This is a genomic window from Sinorhizobium sp. GQ132 (genome assembly GCF_059758575.1).
The window spans coordinates 709,207-724,086 of record NZ_JCAXDX010000003.1 but is presented as its reverse complement, the minus strand read 5'-3'; the positions used below and the strand labels follow the sequence as shown (position 1 = coordinate 724,086).

Below are 14,880 nucleotides of genomic sequence, written 5' to 3'. Positions count from 1 at the left end.
GGGTACGCTTCCTGTGGTCAAATCGGATGGATCAGCCGGCGGGGCCGGTTTGTCGAGCCGTTTAAGGGTTTCGTCGCATTTGCGCAAGACTTAATTGCGTGCGCCGGAACGGCAAGGTCTCGCCTCTTCAGAAAGGCAGCGGCAAGCGGCGGCAGAAGTACCCAAAGCGTTACGCCTCGGGCTGGAAAATAGAACGTAAACAAGCGCGTGCGGCACAAACCTGAAGTGCAGCGGAATTTTTGGTGCTTTGAAAGAGAAGCTGGAGCGGGTAGCGGGAATCGAACCCGCGTATTCAGCTTGGAAGGCTGCTGCTCTACCATTGAGCTATACCCGCGGGCCTTCGATCCTGAAGCAGAATGGTGGAGGGAGTTGGATTTGAACCAACGTAGGCTGAGCCAACGGATTTACAGTCCGTCCCCTTTAACCACTCGGGCATCCCTCCATTTTTCTGTCGGGATCAATCGACCAAGCATTTGAGATCGCGTAAGAACCGGCGTCGTTTGTCGCCGCCCCGCGATCTGCGCCGGGTATATGACCGCCTGCATTCGTCCTGTCAACACGGCGAAATGCAAATTCTCAGAATTTCTCCACTGCCGACCGCAGCGGCGATTTCCGAAATCAGTTTCAACCGGAGGCGAAGCTCACTATAAGACCGGCATGAGCAAGGACAAGACCGGCGACAAGAGCGCCAAAGACACCCACTATGCAAATCTGCGCCGTGCGCATCGGGACGCCCGGCGCGAACGCGGGGAGATTCCGACTCCACGCCAGGACAAGCGCGGAAAGCTGCCCGCCGACTGGAAGCCGCCGGCACTCGCCCCGGACCAGGTGCTTCTCTACGGCCTGCACACGGTCCGCGCCGCCCTCGACAATCCGGAACGCCGCATCATCCGCCTCTCGGTAACGCAGAACGCCGCCGCGCGCCTGGAGCTCGGCGATCTTTCGGCGCTCCCCTTCCCGGCCGAGACTGTAACACCGCAGGAGCTCGACCGCATGCTCGGGCCCGATGCCATTCACCAGGGCGTGATGCTGGAGACGCAGCCTCTGCCGCACCGCAAGCTCGAGGCTCTTCGCGACTGCCCCTTGATTCTCGTTCTCGATCAGGTGACCGATCCCCACAATGTCGGAGCGATCATGCGCTCGGCGGTCGCCTTCGACGCAGGCGCGCTCATTACGACGATGCGCCACAGTCCAACCGAATCAGGTGTGCTGGCGAAATCGGCCTCGGGTGCGCTGGAACTCATTCCTTATATCCAGATCACCAATCTCGCCGACACCCTCGAAGAGCTCCACGAACTCGGCTTCATGACGATAGGCCTCGATTCCGAGGGGCCGCAGCCGCTCGAAGGCACATTCGCCGGCGACAAAATCGCGCTGGTGCTCGGTTCGGAGGGTAAGGGCCTGCGCCAGAAGACCCGGCAGACGGTCAAGGCGCTCGCACGGCTCGACATGCCCGGCGCGATCAAGTCGCTGAACGTGTCGAATGCCGCCGCCATTGCGATGTACGCGGCAAGACATCATCTTAGGGGATAGGAGCCGGCGGGACGATCGTCACGGCGAGCCCCGCCGTCGGGCAGCCGTCCTGCAATCTCTTCCAGGTCGTGACGTTGAGGTTCATTTCGCAGCGCGCGAGATAGGAGACGTCGCCGATGCGGATGCACGCAGTCTGGCCGAGTTCGTATTTGCCCCCATCGCGGTGACGGCAGGTGCACCGCCCGCCCGGCGCAGACGCGGAAACACTTCCGGCCACCAGGGCGACGGCCGCGAGCGACAACGCCAGAAACCGCAGGGCGCGCACGCATTTCATGCCCGACAGAATAGCGCAGTTTCGACCCGATCAGAAACGGAGAATGCCGGCTGATTGCTCGGCCGGCATCCTCCGCAACGAACCGGCGCCACGGCGCCGGCCGAATGATTAGCTTGCGAGCTTCAGAACGTTGCCCTGAGCAATCGTCTTTTCGGCTTCGGCTATGGCGAACTGCTTCTGGTCGGGGCCGAGGTTCAGGCCCTCAGCGCGGATGAACTCGATGTCCGTTATGCCGAAGAAACCGAAGACCGACCGCAGATAGGTTTCCTGGTGATCCATGGCGGAAGCCGGGGCGACCGAATAATGACCGCCACGGGTGGAGGCGACGATAACCTTCTTGCCCTTGGCGAGGCCTTCCGGTCCTGCTTCGGTATAGCGGAAGGTTTTGCCGGCAACGGCCAGACGGTCGATCCACGCCTTGAGCTGGCTCGGGATCGAGAAGTTATACATCGGCGCACCGACGACGACCGTGTCGGCAGCCAGGAATTCCTCGAGCATCTGGCGGCCGATGCGCACATCGGCGGCCAGAGCGGCATCGACACCATCGAGGTCTGCAGGCGCCATGATCTGTGCGCCGGTCAGGTGCGGAACGCGTTCGGATGCGAGATCCCGATAGGTGATCTCCGCATCGGGCTGGTCGGCCTTGAGCTGCGACACGATTGCCGATGTCAGGCGGCGGGAGACGGAGTGTTCGCCGAGAATGCCGGAGTCGATATGAAGGATTTTCATGGGAAGCACCTTTGCTTACGTTGCGGTGCATCACATATGATCTGCAAACAATCATTCGATAAGTCAGCGAATATTTGACATTCCGTTTCCCCAGGGAAACAATTCGGCATATATCGCGGCAGATGGCCCCCTGAGCTCCAATCGTTACCCTCCAATCGACGGGGAGCCGCACCGAACGTCGATACCGCCTTTGATGGGAGGCACTCATGCAGGATCTCAACGATATCGCGCTTTTTGCCGCAGTCGTCAAACACAACGGCTTCAGCGCCGCCGCGCGCGACTTGAACGTGCCGAAATCCAAGCTCAGCAAACATGTCGCACGCCTGGAGGAGCAATTGGGCGTGCGTCTGCTCGAGCGCTCGACGCGCAAGCTTCGAATGACCGAAATCGGCCGTGTCTTTTACGAGCACGCCCAGGGGCTGCTCGACGGCGTGGCCGCCGCCGAAGCCGAGATCGCCGCAGTGCGCGCCGAGCCGACGGGCGTCGTCCGGCTCGCCTGTCCCATCGGCTTCACACCGATGCTCGCCGACATCCTGCCCGCCTTTCACCGCCGATATCCGGGTGTCCGCCTGTTGATCACCGCCTCCAACCGGCGGATCGATCTCATCGAGGAACGGATCGACGTGGCCTTGCGCGCACGCGACCAGCTCGACACCGACAGCCAGCTGATCGTCCGCAAATTCGGCGAAGTGCGCCAACGCCTCGCCGCCAGTCCGACGCTTCTCGCGCGCCTCGGTGAGATCACGACCGACAATCTTTCGCAAATGCCGACGCTGTCGATGAACGAGCAGCACCCCAATGATGTCTGGCGGCTCGTACACGCAACCGGGGGAGCGATCGAGATCGCTCACCGGCCCGTCGTCGGCTGCAGCGATTTTCTCATCCTCGAACGCGCGGCCATCGAAGGCATGGGCATAGCGCTTCTGCCCGACCACATTTGCGAGCGCGCCTTCCGAACCGGCGCCCTCGTTCCGGTCCTGCCGGAGTGGACCTCCGGCAACGTCATGGTTCACCTCGTCTTCCCCTCGCGCCACGGCCTGCTGCCCGCGACCCGCGCCCTCATCGACTTTCTGGCGGAAAATCTGATCAAGGCGCTGGAGCGCTGCCGCGAGGTCGACCCAAGGCCGGCCGCGTCGTTCGAGATTTGATGCGACGGTTGGATGGCTGCGCCACTTCGATGCCGATGAAACCTTGCCGGAGCGAAGGGGGCAACCGGAAGGAAGCGTGGGCGACGCATTGTTTTCAGGGTTTTCTGGTGCCCCCAGAGAGACTCGAACTCCCGACCTACTGATTACAAATCAGCCGCTCTACCAACTGAGCTATAAGGGCACGTTAGGGCTGGGAGTTACCATATTCTCTCCCGGTGTAAAGCAAAAATGCGGCTTCTCCCAATTTTTCGGATGCGTTCGTGCCGAGGCCGTGCCAGAAAAAGCGACCGTGGCGTCTATAGCGCCGCCCGCCTAAATTGACGCGAAAACAAGCGGAAGCGCCCCTGCCCCCGCAATGACAGACGGACTGAGTTCATGGCCCGCAAGTTCAACTCCCTCGCCTTCATCGCATCGCCGGCAGAGGAAGCGCAGAAGGCGGCCGAGGATCTCCGGGCCCTCTATGGAGATCATGATGCGGACAAGGCCGAAGTGATCGTCGCGCTCGGCGGCGACGGCTTCATGCTGCATACGCTCCACAGGACGATGAATACCGGCAAGCTCGTCTACGGGATGAACCGCGGCTCGGTCGGGTTCCTGATGAACCGCTACAGCACCGAGAACCTGCATCAGCGCATCGCCAATGCGGACGAAAATGCATTTCATCCGCTTGAGATGCGCACCACGGACGTCAACGGCGACAAGTTCACCGCGCTTGCCATCAACGAGGTCTACCTTTTCCGCCAGTCCTACCAGGCCGCAAAGTTGAAGGTCATCGTAGACGGAAAGACGCGGCTCGACGAACTGACCTGCGACGGGCTGCTTCTGGCGACACCTGCGGGCTCCACCGCCTATAATCTTTCTGCGCACGGGCCGATCCTGCCGTTGGAAGCGCCGCTTCTGGCGTTGACGCCCGTCAGCCCATTCCGGCCGCGGCGCTGGCGCGGGGCGCTGTTGCCGAATCACGTGACGGTGGACATCGAAATTCTCGAGGCCGACAAGCGCCCGGTCAACGCCGTGGCAGACCACCAGGAAGTCAAGTCCGTCGTGCATGTCCGCATCGCCGAATCGGAAAAACTCACGGCGCGGATCCTTTCGGATCCGGACCATTCCTGGTCCGATCGCATTCTCGCCGAGCAGTTTTCCAATTGAAATCACACGTTGCAAGGCCGATATGGTATGATCACGGGCGGTAGCGTGCCTCGCGGTCCCGGCGTTCGGTTGCGAAGGATATCCACAATGCACAAGGCCCTGCTGATAGCGCTCTGCCTGACCCTGCCCTCAAGCGCGCTTTTCGCTCAGGACAATGGCCTCCTGCCCTCGAACGTCATCTTCGTGACGAGCACGGGCTTTTGGGAGGAGAGCGGCGGCGCGCCGCAGCCGGACGAAAGCAGGGATGGCGAAAAGGGTGCGAAGACTGCGGCGCCCGGTGGGCGGCGCGGCTATTATAAACTGATTGCCGTTCGACAGGAGGACGGCACCGCGCAGGTCCATCTGCAGCAGATCGCCTCCACTCCGACCGGTCCCGAGGTGGTTTCCTCCGCGGAACTGGAGGAATTCACGGCGCTGAAACCCTATGTCACCGATATTCGCCCCGAAACCTCGACAGGGATCACGCCGCAGCCGGGAATGTTCGCGACGGTTTATCTGAAGACCGAAGCGGGCGCGACCGAGCCCGAGACCTGGACGGTCCTCATCGACGAGCTCGGCGACATCAAGATCGAGCGCGCGACGAATTGAGGGGCACCGAACTTCGCCCCCTCATCCGCCTGCCAGCACCTTTATAACTTGTCATTAACCGAATCCGCCATGCTTGTGGATGCGGTGGCGAAGGGGACTGGGGCCTGCCGCGAGTCCCCTTCGCCCCGCTTGCGGGGAGAAGGTGGCCGGCAGGCCGGATGAGGGGCGGCTTTCAGCGCAGACCGCATGCCGCGCATGCCGAAAGGAATTTCCCCTCGCCCCCTCAACACCGGGGCAACGGCAATCAGCTCAGGTCGTCGACGGCCGCATCCGCGCCACCGCTGACGCGATGCGCAAGGGCTGCCTCCATGAACTCGTTCAGTTCACCGTCGAGCACGTCGCCCGGGCTGGTGCTTTCGACGCCCGTCCTCAAATCCTTCACCAACTGATAGGGCTGAAGGACGTAGGAGCGGATCTGGTGACCCCAGCCTATATCGGTCTTCGACGCCGCCTCGACGTTGGCGGCCTCCTCGCGCTTCTTCAGTTCAGCCTCGTAGAGCCGCGCGCGAAGCATGTCCCATGCCTTGGCGCGGTTCTTGTGCTGCGAGCGTTCCTGCTGGCACTGCACCACGATGCCGCTCGGCATATGGGTGATGCGCACGGCCGAATCGGTCGTATTGACGTGCTGACCGCCGGCGCCCGAGGAGCGGTAGGTATCGATCCGGCAATCGCTTTCGTTGATGTCGATCTGGATCGATTCGTCCACGACGGGATAGACCCAGATGGACGAAAAGGACGTATGGCGGCGAGCGTTGCTGTCATAGGGAGAAATGCGGACGAGGCGATGCACGCCCGATTCCGTCTTCAGCCAGCCATAGGCATTGTGCCCCTTGACGAGAAGCGTAGCGGATTTGATGCCTGCTTCTTCCCCGTCCTGGATTTCCATGAGCTCGACCTTGTAGCCCTGGCGTTCGGCCCATCGCGTATACATGCGAAGCAGCATGTTCGCCCAGTCCTGGCTTTCCGTGCCGCCGGCGCCCGAATGGACTTCGAGATAAGTGTCGTTCTGGTCGGCCTCGCCCGAAAGCATGGCCTCGACCTGCTTCTTCGCCGCCTCGCCGCGCAATTGGCGAAGCGCTTCCTCGGCCTCGGATACGATCGCCGAATCGCCCTCCTCTTCACCGAGTTCGATGAGCTCGATGTTGTCGTTGAGCTGCTGCTCGAAGCGGCGCAGGCCATTGATGCCATCGTCGAGCTGCTGGCGCTCGCGCATCAGTTTCTGCGCCTCGGCCGCATCGTTCCAGAGCGACGGATCTTCCGCCTTGTTGTTCAACCAGTCCAGTCGTCTTACCGCCTGATCCCAGTCAAAGATGCCTCCTCAGCAGGCTTATGGCCTGCTTGATTTCGTCGACGATGTTCTCGATTTCGCTGCGCATGATCCTGCTTCTTCAGGTGACTTTTCCAACGTGACGGTCAAATAGCGGTGCCCGCCGCCGATGTAAAGGCGACGGGCACCGCGTGCAATGGAAAGGGTCAGAACAGTCCGTTGGAGCCGGAGGTTACCGCCTGGTTGGCCTGCGGAGAGGTTCTCAATATTTCTTCCGGCGGCGCATATTCGTCGAGGTCGCCGATGACCGAGAAGGTGTCCGCAGGGCCGGTGCCCGGCTTGAAGGCTTCGATGATCGTGTCCGGCTCGCCCTCGACGGCCGCCATGCCGGTTTTGCGGTTGACGGGAATAAGGCTCATGCCTTCCGGCACCACGAACTTGCCGGGACGGGTACCCTCCACCGCCTTCTGCATGAAGGCGTTGAAGATCGGCGCCGACAGGCCGCCGCCGGTCGACCCGCGCCCGAGCGGTGCCGGGTCGTCGAAGCCGAGATAGAGCCCCGCGACGAGGTCGGGAGTGTAACCCACGAACCAGGCGTCCTTCTCGTCATTGGTCGTGCCGGTCTTGCCTGCGACAGGGCGATCGAGTTTGATCTTGCCTGCCGCGGTTCCCCGCGCGACTACGCCTTCCATCATGGAGGTGATCTGATAGGAGGTCATCGGATCGAGGACCTGCTCACGATTGTCGATCAGCACCGGCTCTTCCTGAGCTTCCCAATGATCGGCATTGCAATTCTCGCAGGCCCGGTCCTCATGGCGGAAGATGGTCTTGCCGTAACGGTCCTGAATCCGGTCGATCAGCGACGGCTTGATCTGCTTGCCGCCATTGGCGATGACGGCATAGGCGGACACGAGACGCAGCACAGTCGTTTCGCCGGAACCGAGCGACATCGCAAGAAGCGGCGCCATCTTGTCGTAGATCCCGAAACGCTCGGCATATTCGGCGACGATGTTCATGCCCAGGTCGTTGGCAAGCCGGACCGTCATCAGGTTGCGCGATTTTTCGATGCCGAGGCGGAGCGTCGACGGTCCGGCAGAGCCGCCGCCGTAGTTTTCGGGCCGCCAGACCTGACCGCCCGCGACGATCTCGATAGGCGCATCCAGAATGACCGATGCCGGCGTATAGCCGTTGTCGAGGGCGGCCGCGTAGACGAAGGGCTTGAAGGCGGAACCGGGCTGGCGCATCGCCTGAGTCGCGCGGTTGAACTCGGACTGTCCGTAGGAAAACCCGCCGACCATCGCCAGCACGCGGCCGGTATGCGGGTCCATCGCGACCAATCCGCCCTGAACCTTCGGCGGCTGGCGCAGCCGATATTCGCCGGCCTCTTGCAACGGCTCGACATAGACGACGTCGCCCGGCCCGAGGACCCCCTCCGGCGACTTGGCGTTCTTGCGCTTTCCGCCCGCGGAGCGATAGGCCCACTGCATGTTCTTGGCGGCAATCCGCCCGGTCACCCGTTCAGGCACGATCTTGCCCGAGACTTCCTTTTCCGGCTGGACGCCGATTTCGGCGCCTTCGCTATCTACCGAGAGCACGACTGCCAGTTTCCATTCCGGCACGTCGCTGAGCGTGGGGATCTTGCTCAGCGGCTCGCCCCAGTCGCCGCCGATCTCGATTGTCTTCACCGGACCGTGAAAGCCCCGCCGCTCGTCGTAGTTCAAAAGCCCGTCCTGAAGCGCCTTGCGCGCCGCAATCTGCAGCCGCGGATCCAGCGACGTACGTACGGAAAGCCCGCCCTCGTAAAGCGCCTTGTCACCGTATTTCTGGATGATCTGACGACGCACTTCTTCGGCGAAGAAATCGGAGGCGAAGAGGTGCGCGCCGCCCCGCCGCGGCTTGACGCCGAGCGGTTGTTGCTTTGCCTCCTCACCGTCAGCCTTGGTGACGTAACCATTCTCGACCATCCGATCGATCACCCAGTTGCGGCGCTCGATCGCAGCCTCGACCTGGCGGAACGGGTGGTAATTGGCCGGCCCCTTGGGCAGGGCCGCAAGATAGGCGGTCTCGGCAATCGTCAGTTCCGTCACCGACTTGTCGAAATAGGTCAGCGCCGCGCCGGCGATGCCGTAGGAATTCAGCCCGAAGAAAATCTCGTTGAGATAGAGCTCGAGAATGCGGTCCTTGCTGTAGGCCTGTTCGATGCGGAAGGAGAGGATCGCTTCCTTGATCTTGCGATCGAGCGTCTGGTCGGAGCTCAAAAGGAAATTCTTGGCGACCTGCTGGGTGATCGTCGACGCGCCGACCGGGCGCCGGCCGGAGCCGAAATTCTGCACATTGACCACGATGGCGCGCGCAAGGCCCGTCACGTCGACACCCGGATGCCGGTAGAAATTCTTGTCTTCCGCCGAGATGAATGCGGCCTTGACGCGATCGGGTATCGCCTGAATGGGCAGATACAGCCGGCGCTCGCGCGCATATTCGGCCATCAGCGCGCCGTTACCCGCATGGAAGCGGGTCGTCACCGGCGGCGCATAATTGGCCAGCACCTCATAGTCGGGCAGGTCCTTGGTGATGCCGCCGAGATAGATCGCGACGGCCGCGGCTGTGCCAAGCAGCAGAAACGCACCAATGCCAAAAAAATATCCAATCAGTCTGATCATCAGTCAGGTACCGGTATCTAATTATCGTCCTATTGCGAGGTCGCCGAGTGCCCGAACGCTCGTTTTCCGCGAAAGGAGGCCGACGTCGCCAAACTCTTCCAAAGAAAACGTCCGGCATTTTCAGTTACACGCGTTTGGGCTCCCTCATATGGCCAGGAACCTGAAGCATCAACACCGTTTCCCACAAATCGGGACGCCCTCCCCCTAAGGGGCCTGGATTGTGAGTAAAATAGGGCTGTTACCGGATTATACAGTGCGCATCCGCTGAAAAGCATATCGCTGTTACCGGCTCGACACAAATCACATCCCCATTCCGTGGCGCCGGGCTGGGACGAGATCAGCGGCCCCGGAATGCCCTGCACATTCAACCGCCGTTTGCAACCGCGGTGTTCCGGTAGCGCTGAACGGCGCCGGCAAGCAGGGCGGATACCTTCTTCCTCCATTCCGCATCGAGCAGTTGCTTCTCATCTTCCTTGTTCGACAGGAAGCCGAGCTCGAGCAGAACCGAGGGCACGTCCGGCGCCTGCAGGACCCGGAACCCCGCATAGCGGTGCGGATTGTTGATCAGCTTGATCTGCCCTTCGAACGAGGAAATGACGCTTCGGGCGAGATTGACCGAGAAAGCCTGAGTTTCGCGGCGGGTGAGATCGATGAGAATATCCGCGACTTCGGCCGGCTCGCTTTCGAGCGGAATCCCGGCAATCTCGTCGGAGAGATTCTCGCGTGCGGCAAGATCGGCCGCGAGGTGGTCGGACGCCTTGTCGGAGATCGTGTAGACCGTGGCGCCCCGAATATCCTTCTGCCGTAATGTGTCGGCGTGAACCGAAATGAACAGGTTGGAGCCTCGCTGGCGTGCAATCTGCACGCGTTGAGGAAGGGAGAGAAATTCGTCGCGTTCCCGCGTCAGAAACGCCTCGATGCCGGGTTCGTGATTGAGCCGTTCCACCAGCTCCTTCGCGAAGGCCAGGGTCACGTGTTTCTCTTCGGTTTTCGTGACGCCGCCGATTGCACCGGTATCGATTCCGCCATGGCCGGCATCTATCGCAACCACGAAGGCCCCGGCCTTCGGGGGCGGCGCGGCGGCCGGCCGGTCGGTCTTGGCGGAGGGCACCGTGCCGGTCCACTGCTGCTCGGCCAGGAGCGTGTCGAAGCGGTCCTGGCCGATCCTCTCCGCATCGAGCACGAGGCGAAAGCCCTTCCCGTCCTCCACCGGCTTCACTTCCGCGTGGGTCACCTCCGTCGGCCCCTTGGCGGAGAGCACAAGCCGCGAGGCCCCTGCCCCCATTCCGCCATAACGGATGGCGTCGAACAAGCCGCGAGGCTCCAGGCTCTCCGGTTTCAGTCCGAACGACGTTTCCGGCAGATCGACGATGACGCGAACGGGATTGGCGACGTAGTGGATGGAGAAGGCCGGCTCGCGATCGAACTCGATGACCAGGCGCGTGCGGGCATCGTCGCCGGCAATCCGCGCGGCATAGGCGAGGAGAGGCACCGGCTCGCCGGCGCGCAGGCCCGCCACGGGCGACAGGAGAAGCAAAACGGCACCAAAGGCAGCGACGAGCACGCGCATACCGCGACGACGCCCGATCGCCTCCATGGAACACAGCCTAGTCGCCGAACGCTTCACCTGAAACCCCGCATCCATCCAATAAATGTGCCGGCGAAGGTCTCCCCGGCACCCCCTTATCCGCCCCTCAACCAATGAACCCTCAGGGTTAACCAAAGCTTGACGCGGAGGCCGTCGCACCGCCCGTCAGCCGGCGCTGTCTTCTCCTGAAGGTCCGGTTACACCCGCGCAAGCGAATCGATCAATATTGTGGCGGCAAAGGCTTTTCCCTTGCCAATGTGACATGGAAAACATAAAAGCGTCACAAGGAGAAAGTGTTGACGGGATAGAATCGTCGGCCGGGCAGCCGGAGCTTTTAGACGAGCTTGGCGCCAGGGAGTGATCGAGCCGGAACAACCGGTTGCAACCGTATCAAGCTTCCGCGGCCGCAGGAATTCATCCGCCGTCGCCGCATTTCCTCCTCCGTATACTGGTTCGCAAATTTCCGGCGGTGGCCGGAGTTCTTGATGGTGAATTTCACCGGATGCCCGCAAGCGGGCGCATTCATCGGGCCTCTTCCAGAGGTCCAGGACATTGGCATTCTTGTTTGGTCTTTGATGTGACTCAGCAGTATCGGTCAGAAGTAGAGCGGCCCCGGGACCCCAGCGTTCCGGCTGCCGTCTGGCTGCTGCACCATCGCTTGCGCCAAACAGGACCTTTCATATCCGGCGCAGCCTCCGACGTCTTCGACAGCCTTCTTGAAAAAGGCACTCTGTCTGTCGTCCCGCCGCGCCGAGGAGCACAGCTTAGATGGCAGAGAAAATGCTTATCGATGCGTCTCACTCAGAGGAGACGCGCGTCGTTGTCGTACGCGGGAACCGCATAGAAGAATTCGATTTCGAATCGGAACATAAGAAACAGATCCGCGGCAATATCTACCTGGCGAAGGTAACCAGAGTGGAGCCGTCGCTCCAGGCGGCCTTCGTCGATTACGGCGGCAATCGCCACGGGTTTCTGGCCTTCGCCGAAATCCATCCCGACTACTACCAGATCCCCCTCGCCGATCGTCAGGCCCTGTTGAAGGCGGAAGCCGAAGAGGCCCGCCGCGACGATGACGAGCCGAACGACACCGTGGCGGAACAGAAGTCCGCGCCGGCCGGCGATACGGTTGCCGAAGTCGTGGCACAGGCCGAAGCCGCCGAGGCAGCCGGAGAAGCCGCCGAGGCCGCCGAGGCCGCTGCGGAGAAGCCCAAGGCCAAGGCCAAGCCGAAGCGTACCCGCCGCGCAAAGCCGAAGGCCGGCGAAGAGCCCGTAGCGCCTGAGGGCGGCCCGTCGGAAGACGGAGAAGGCGACAAGAACGAAATGGCCGCGGTGGTCGATACCGATTCGATCTCCGAGGATATCGACGCGCGTCGTCAGCGTGACGACGACGATGACGACGACAATCACGACGGCGAAAAGGAAATCATCGAATCCGTCGGCGCCGAAGATGCCATGGAAGAGGTGGCGGATCGTCATATCCGCAAGCCGCGCAAGCAATACCGCATTCAGGAAGTGATCAAGCGCCGGCAGATCCTGCTGGTTCAGGTCGCAAAGGAAGAGCGCGGCAACAAGGGTGCGGCACTCACGACCTATCTTTCGCTCGCAGGCCGCTACTCCGTTCTCATGCCGAACACGGCGCGCGGCGGCGGTATTTCGCGCAAGATCACCAACCTGCAGGACCGCAAGCGTCTGAAGGAAATCGCCCGCGGTCTCGACGTGCCGCAGGGAATGGGTGTGATCCTGCGCACCGCCGGAGCCAATCGCACGAAAGTCGAGATCAAGCGCGACTTCGAATACCTCATGCGGCTGTGGGAGAACGTCCGCACGCTGACGCTGAACTCGACTGCCCCCTGCCTCGTCTACGAAGAGGGCAGCCTTATCAAGCGATCGATCCGCGATCTCTACAACAAGGACATCAGCGAGATCGTCGTTTCGGGCGAGGAAGGCTACAAGGAAGCCAAGGGCTTCATGAAGATGCTGATGCCGAGCCACGCAAAGGTCGTGCAGCCCTATCGCGACGTGCATCCGATCTTCTCTCGCTCCGGCATCGAAGCGCAGCTCGATCGCATGCTGCAGCCGCAGGTGACGCTGAAGTCTGGCGGCTACATCATCATCAACCAGACCGAAGCTCTGGTTTCCATCGATGTGAACTCCGGTCGTTCGACGCGCGAGCACTCGATCGAGGATACGGCTCTCCAGACGAATCTCGAGGCAGCCGAGGAAGTAGCGCGGCAATTGCGCCTTCGCGACCTTGCCGGCCTGATCGTGATCGACTTCATCGACATGGAAGAGAAGCGGAACAACCGCTCCGTCGAGAAGAAGCTCAAGGATTGCCTGAAGAACGATCGGGCCCGTATCCAGGTCGGCCGCATCTCGCATTTCGGCCTGCTCGAAATGTCTCGCCAGCGCATCCGCGCCTCGGTGCTGGAAAGCACGATGCAGACCTGCCCGCACTGTAACGGTACGGGCCATATCCGTTCGCAATCCTCAGTTGCCCTGCATGTCCTGCGCGGCATCGAGGAACATCTGCTCAAGAACACCACGCACGACATCAGCGTGCGCACGACACCCGATATCGCGCTCTATCTGCTCAATCAGAAGCGCAGTTCGATCACGGATTACGAACAGCGCTTCGGTGTCTCCATCTTCATCGAAGCGGACGCCCAGGTCGGGGCGCAGCACTTCGCGATCGATCGCGGTGAACCGGTCGAAAATCCGGTGAGGATCGACCAGATCCTGCAGTTCGAGCCGGAGCCGGAAGACGAAGAAGAGGTCCTCATCGAGGAGGAGTCCGACGAAGAGGAAGCGGAAGAGATTGCTGCCGACCGTCAGGACCAGAAAAAGGCGCAGACCGACGAACAAGGCGGCCGCAAGCGCAAGCGTCGTCGCCGCCGGCGCGGCAAGGGTGCGGGTCAGGGAGCGGACGAAGCCTTCGCTGAGGCAGCCGACGCGGCTGAGGACGAGACCGGCGATGAAGGCGCCGTGGACGATGCCGAGGATGAAGGCGACGCCACGGATGCCCTGAATGGCGATAGCGAGCAGAAGCGCAAGCGTCGCCGCCGCGGCAAGCGTGGCGGCCGCCGCAGTCGTCAGGATGAACTGGCTGAAGCCGAGGGCGAGGCCGGCGTGGCTGCAGAAGCCGGCGAAGCGGCCGGTGACGACGCAGAGGCGGAAGTCCCCCCAGCCGCGGCAGCCGAGGAGACGTCGCCGGATATCGCGGCAGCCGCTGCCGTCGAGGCAGCAGCGGAGGAGCCGAAACCGGCAAAACCCCGGCGCAGCCGCAAGAAAGCAGTCAAGGCCGAGGAGCCGGCCGAGAGTGTCGATGAAGGAGCCGAGAAGGCCGTCGAGTCCCAACCCGAAGCACCCGAAGCCGCCCCTGAGGCGGTGGAGGAAGCTGTTGCCGATCTGGAAGGCGCAAAGCCCGCGCGCGCAAACCGGGATCTGTCGGCGATCGCTACCGAGCCGGTCGTGACGTCCAGCAAAAGCGAGGGCGAAGAGGAGCCGGCAAAACCCAAAAAGGGCGGCTGGTGGCAGCGCCGCGGTTTCTTCTAAGAAGCAAAGAAATAGCCCGGAGCGATCCGGGCTTTTTCATGGCTGGGATGGGTGGCGGCTCAGGTGTGAGCTTCCCCTTTGAAAAACTCCGCCCTTTCCGGACGGAATGCCGCACATAGTTTTCCTTGTCCCGCTCTATACTTTCCAGAGGGAGACGAGGCCATGCACAAGTTCACAGTCATCGTTACGGAAGAGTTCGAAGCCGACACTGCCGAGGAGGCTGCCTTGCTCATGTATCAGCAACTGACCAACGGGCCGGCCCCTTTGCATTATTCGGTCAGCGATGAAACGAAGATCGCAACCAACCTGACACTGGACCGGAAACAGGCAGATGAGTTTGCGAGTGTCGATCACACCGCAGACCCCGGCAACTGGTAAAACCCGGCGCGGGC

General features: G+C 61.9%; 11 protein-coding genes and 3 tRNA genes. 6 read left to right on the top strand and 8 right to left on the bottom strand.

Features of this window, described 5'->3' with window-relative positions:
* Window positions 1–260: 260 nt before the first annotated feature.
* Both AC6CIG_RS11735 and AC6CIG_RS11730 read right to left on the bottom strand, forming a co-directional pair.
* Window positions 261–334, bottom strand: a tRNA-Gly gene (locus tag AC6CIG_RS11735).
* 23 nt (window positions 335–357) lie between these two features.
* Window positions 358–442: transfer RNA gene (locus AC6CIG_RS11730), tRNA-Tyr, on the bottom strand.
* A gap of 215 nt (window positions 443–657) precedes the next feature.
* Here AC6CIG_RS11730 and AC6CIG_RS11725 point away from each other — a divergent pair.
* Window positions 658–1,533 carry a TrmH family RNA methyltransferase gene (locus AC6CIG_RS11725; RefSeq protein WP_127709234.1) on the top strand — a complete coding sequence of 292 codons (876 nt, stop codon included), beginning with the start codon at window positions 658–660 and terminating at the stop codon, window positions 1,531–1,533.
* Here the strand turns inward: AC6CIG_RS11725 and AC6CIG_RS11720 are convergent.
* Both AC6CIG_RS11720 and AC6CIG_RS11715 read right to left on the bottom strand, forming a co-directional pair.
* Window positions 1,523–1,807, bottom strand: a complete 285-nt coding sequence (locus tag AC6CIG_RS11720) for a hypothetical protein (RefSeq protein ID WP_100672240.1) — start codon at window positions 1,805–1,807, stop codon at window positions 1,523–1,525. The genes AC6CIG_RS11725 and AC6CIG_RS11720 overlap by 11 nt on opposite strands.
* A gap of 108 nt (window positions 1,808–1,915) precedes the next feature.
* Window positions 1,916–2,536, bottom strand: coding sequence for an FMN-dependent NADH-azoreductase (locus AC6CIG_RS11715; RefSeq protein WP_018094902.1), 621 nt, complete (start codon window positions 2,534–2,536; stop codon window positions 1,916–1,918).
* A gap of 206 nt (window positions 2,537–2,742) precedes the next feature.
* Between AC6CIG_RS11715 and AC6CIG_RS11710 the strand changes: the two genes are divergently transcribed.
* A complete protein-coding gene (locus AC6CIG_RS11710) occupies window positions 2,743–3,684 on the top strand; it encodes a LysR family transcriptional regulator (RefSeq protein WP_018094901.1) in 942 nt (313 codons plus the stop codon).
* Between the two features lie 105 nt (window positions 3,685–3,789).
* Here the strand turns inward: AC6CIG_RS11710 and AC6CIG_RS11705 are convergent.
* Window positions 3,790–3,865, bottom strand: a tRNA-Thr gene (locus AC6CIG_RS11705).
* 194 nt (window positions 3,866–4,059) lie between these two features.
* On the opposite strand from AC6CIG_RS11705, the gene AC6CIG_RS11700 reads away from it, so the two are divergent.
* Both AC6CIG_RS11700 and AC6CIG_RS11695 read left to right on the top strand, forming a co-directional pair.
* Window positions 4,060–4,833, top strand: a complete 774-nt coding sequence (locus tag AC6CIG_RS11700) for an NAD kinase (RefSeq protein WP_018094900.1) — start codon at window positions 4,060–4,062, stop codon at window positions 4,831–4,833.
* Window positions 4,834–4,920: 87 nt separating this feature from the next.
* On the top strand, window positions 4,921–5,421 hold the full coding sequence (locus AC6CIG_RS11695; RefSeq protein ID WP_127709236.1) for a hypothetical protein: 501 nt from the start codon (window positions 4,921–4,923) through the stop codon (window positions 5,419–5,421).
* Window positions 5,422–5,665: 244 nt separating this feature from the next.
* Here the strand turns inward: AC6CIG_RS11695 and prfB are convergent.
* From prfB to AC6CIG_RS11680, 3 genes are all read right to left on the bottom strand, one after another.
* A protein-coding gene (gene prfB / locus AC6CIG_RS11690) for a peptide chain release factor 2 (RefSeq protein ID WP_100672234.1) occupies window positions 5,666–6,797 on the bottom strand; the annotation gives its coding sequence in 2 pieces (ribosomal slippage) (window positions 5,666–6,727 and window positions 6,729–6,797; 1,131 coding nt in all).
* A 97-nt stretch (window positions 6,798–6,894) separates the two neighbouring features.
* Window positions 6,895–9,348, bottom strand: a complete 2,454-nt coding sequence (locus AC6CIG_RS11685) for a penicillin-binding protein 1A (RefSeq protein WP_102761415.1) — start codon at window positions 9,346–9,348, stop codon at window positions 6,895–6,897.
* Window positions 9,349–9,712: 364 nt separating this feature from the next.
* Window positions 9,713–10,945, bottom strand: a complete 1,233-nt coding sequence (locus AC6CIG_RS11680; protein ID WP_164866814.1) for an N-acetylmuramoyl-L-alanine amidase — start codon at window positions 10,943–10,945, stop codon at window positions 9,713–9,715.
* A 759-nt stretch (window positions 10,946–11,704) separates the two neighbouring features.
* Between AC6CIG_RS11680 and AC6CIG_RS11675 the strand changes: the two genes are divergently transcribed.
* Both AC6CIG_RS11675 and AC6CIG_RS11670 read left to right on the top strand, forming a co-directional pair.
* The gene (locus AC6CIG_RS11675; RefSeq protein WP_437411673.1) at window positions 11,705–14,488 is read left to right on the top strand and encodes an Rne/Rng family ribonuclease; all 2,784 of its coding nucleotides are present in this window, start codon (window positions 11,705–11,707) and stop codon (window positions 14,486–14,488) included.
* A gap of 162 nt (window positions 14,489–14,650) precedes the next feature.
* Window positions 14,651–14,866 (top strand): hypothetical protein, encoded by a 216-nt coding sequence (locus AC6CIG_RS11670; protein ID WP_437408990.1) that lies wholly within the window; start codon window positions 14,651–14,653, stop codon window positions 14,864–14,866.
* Window positions 14,867–14,880 lie beyond the last annotated feature (14 nt).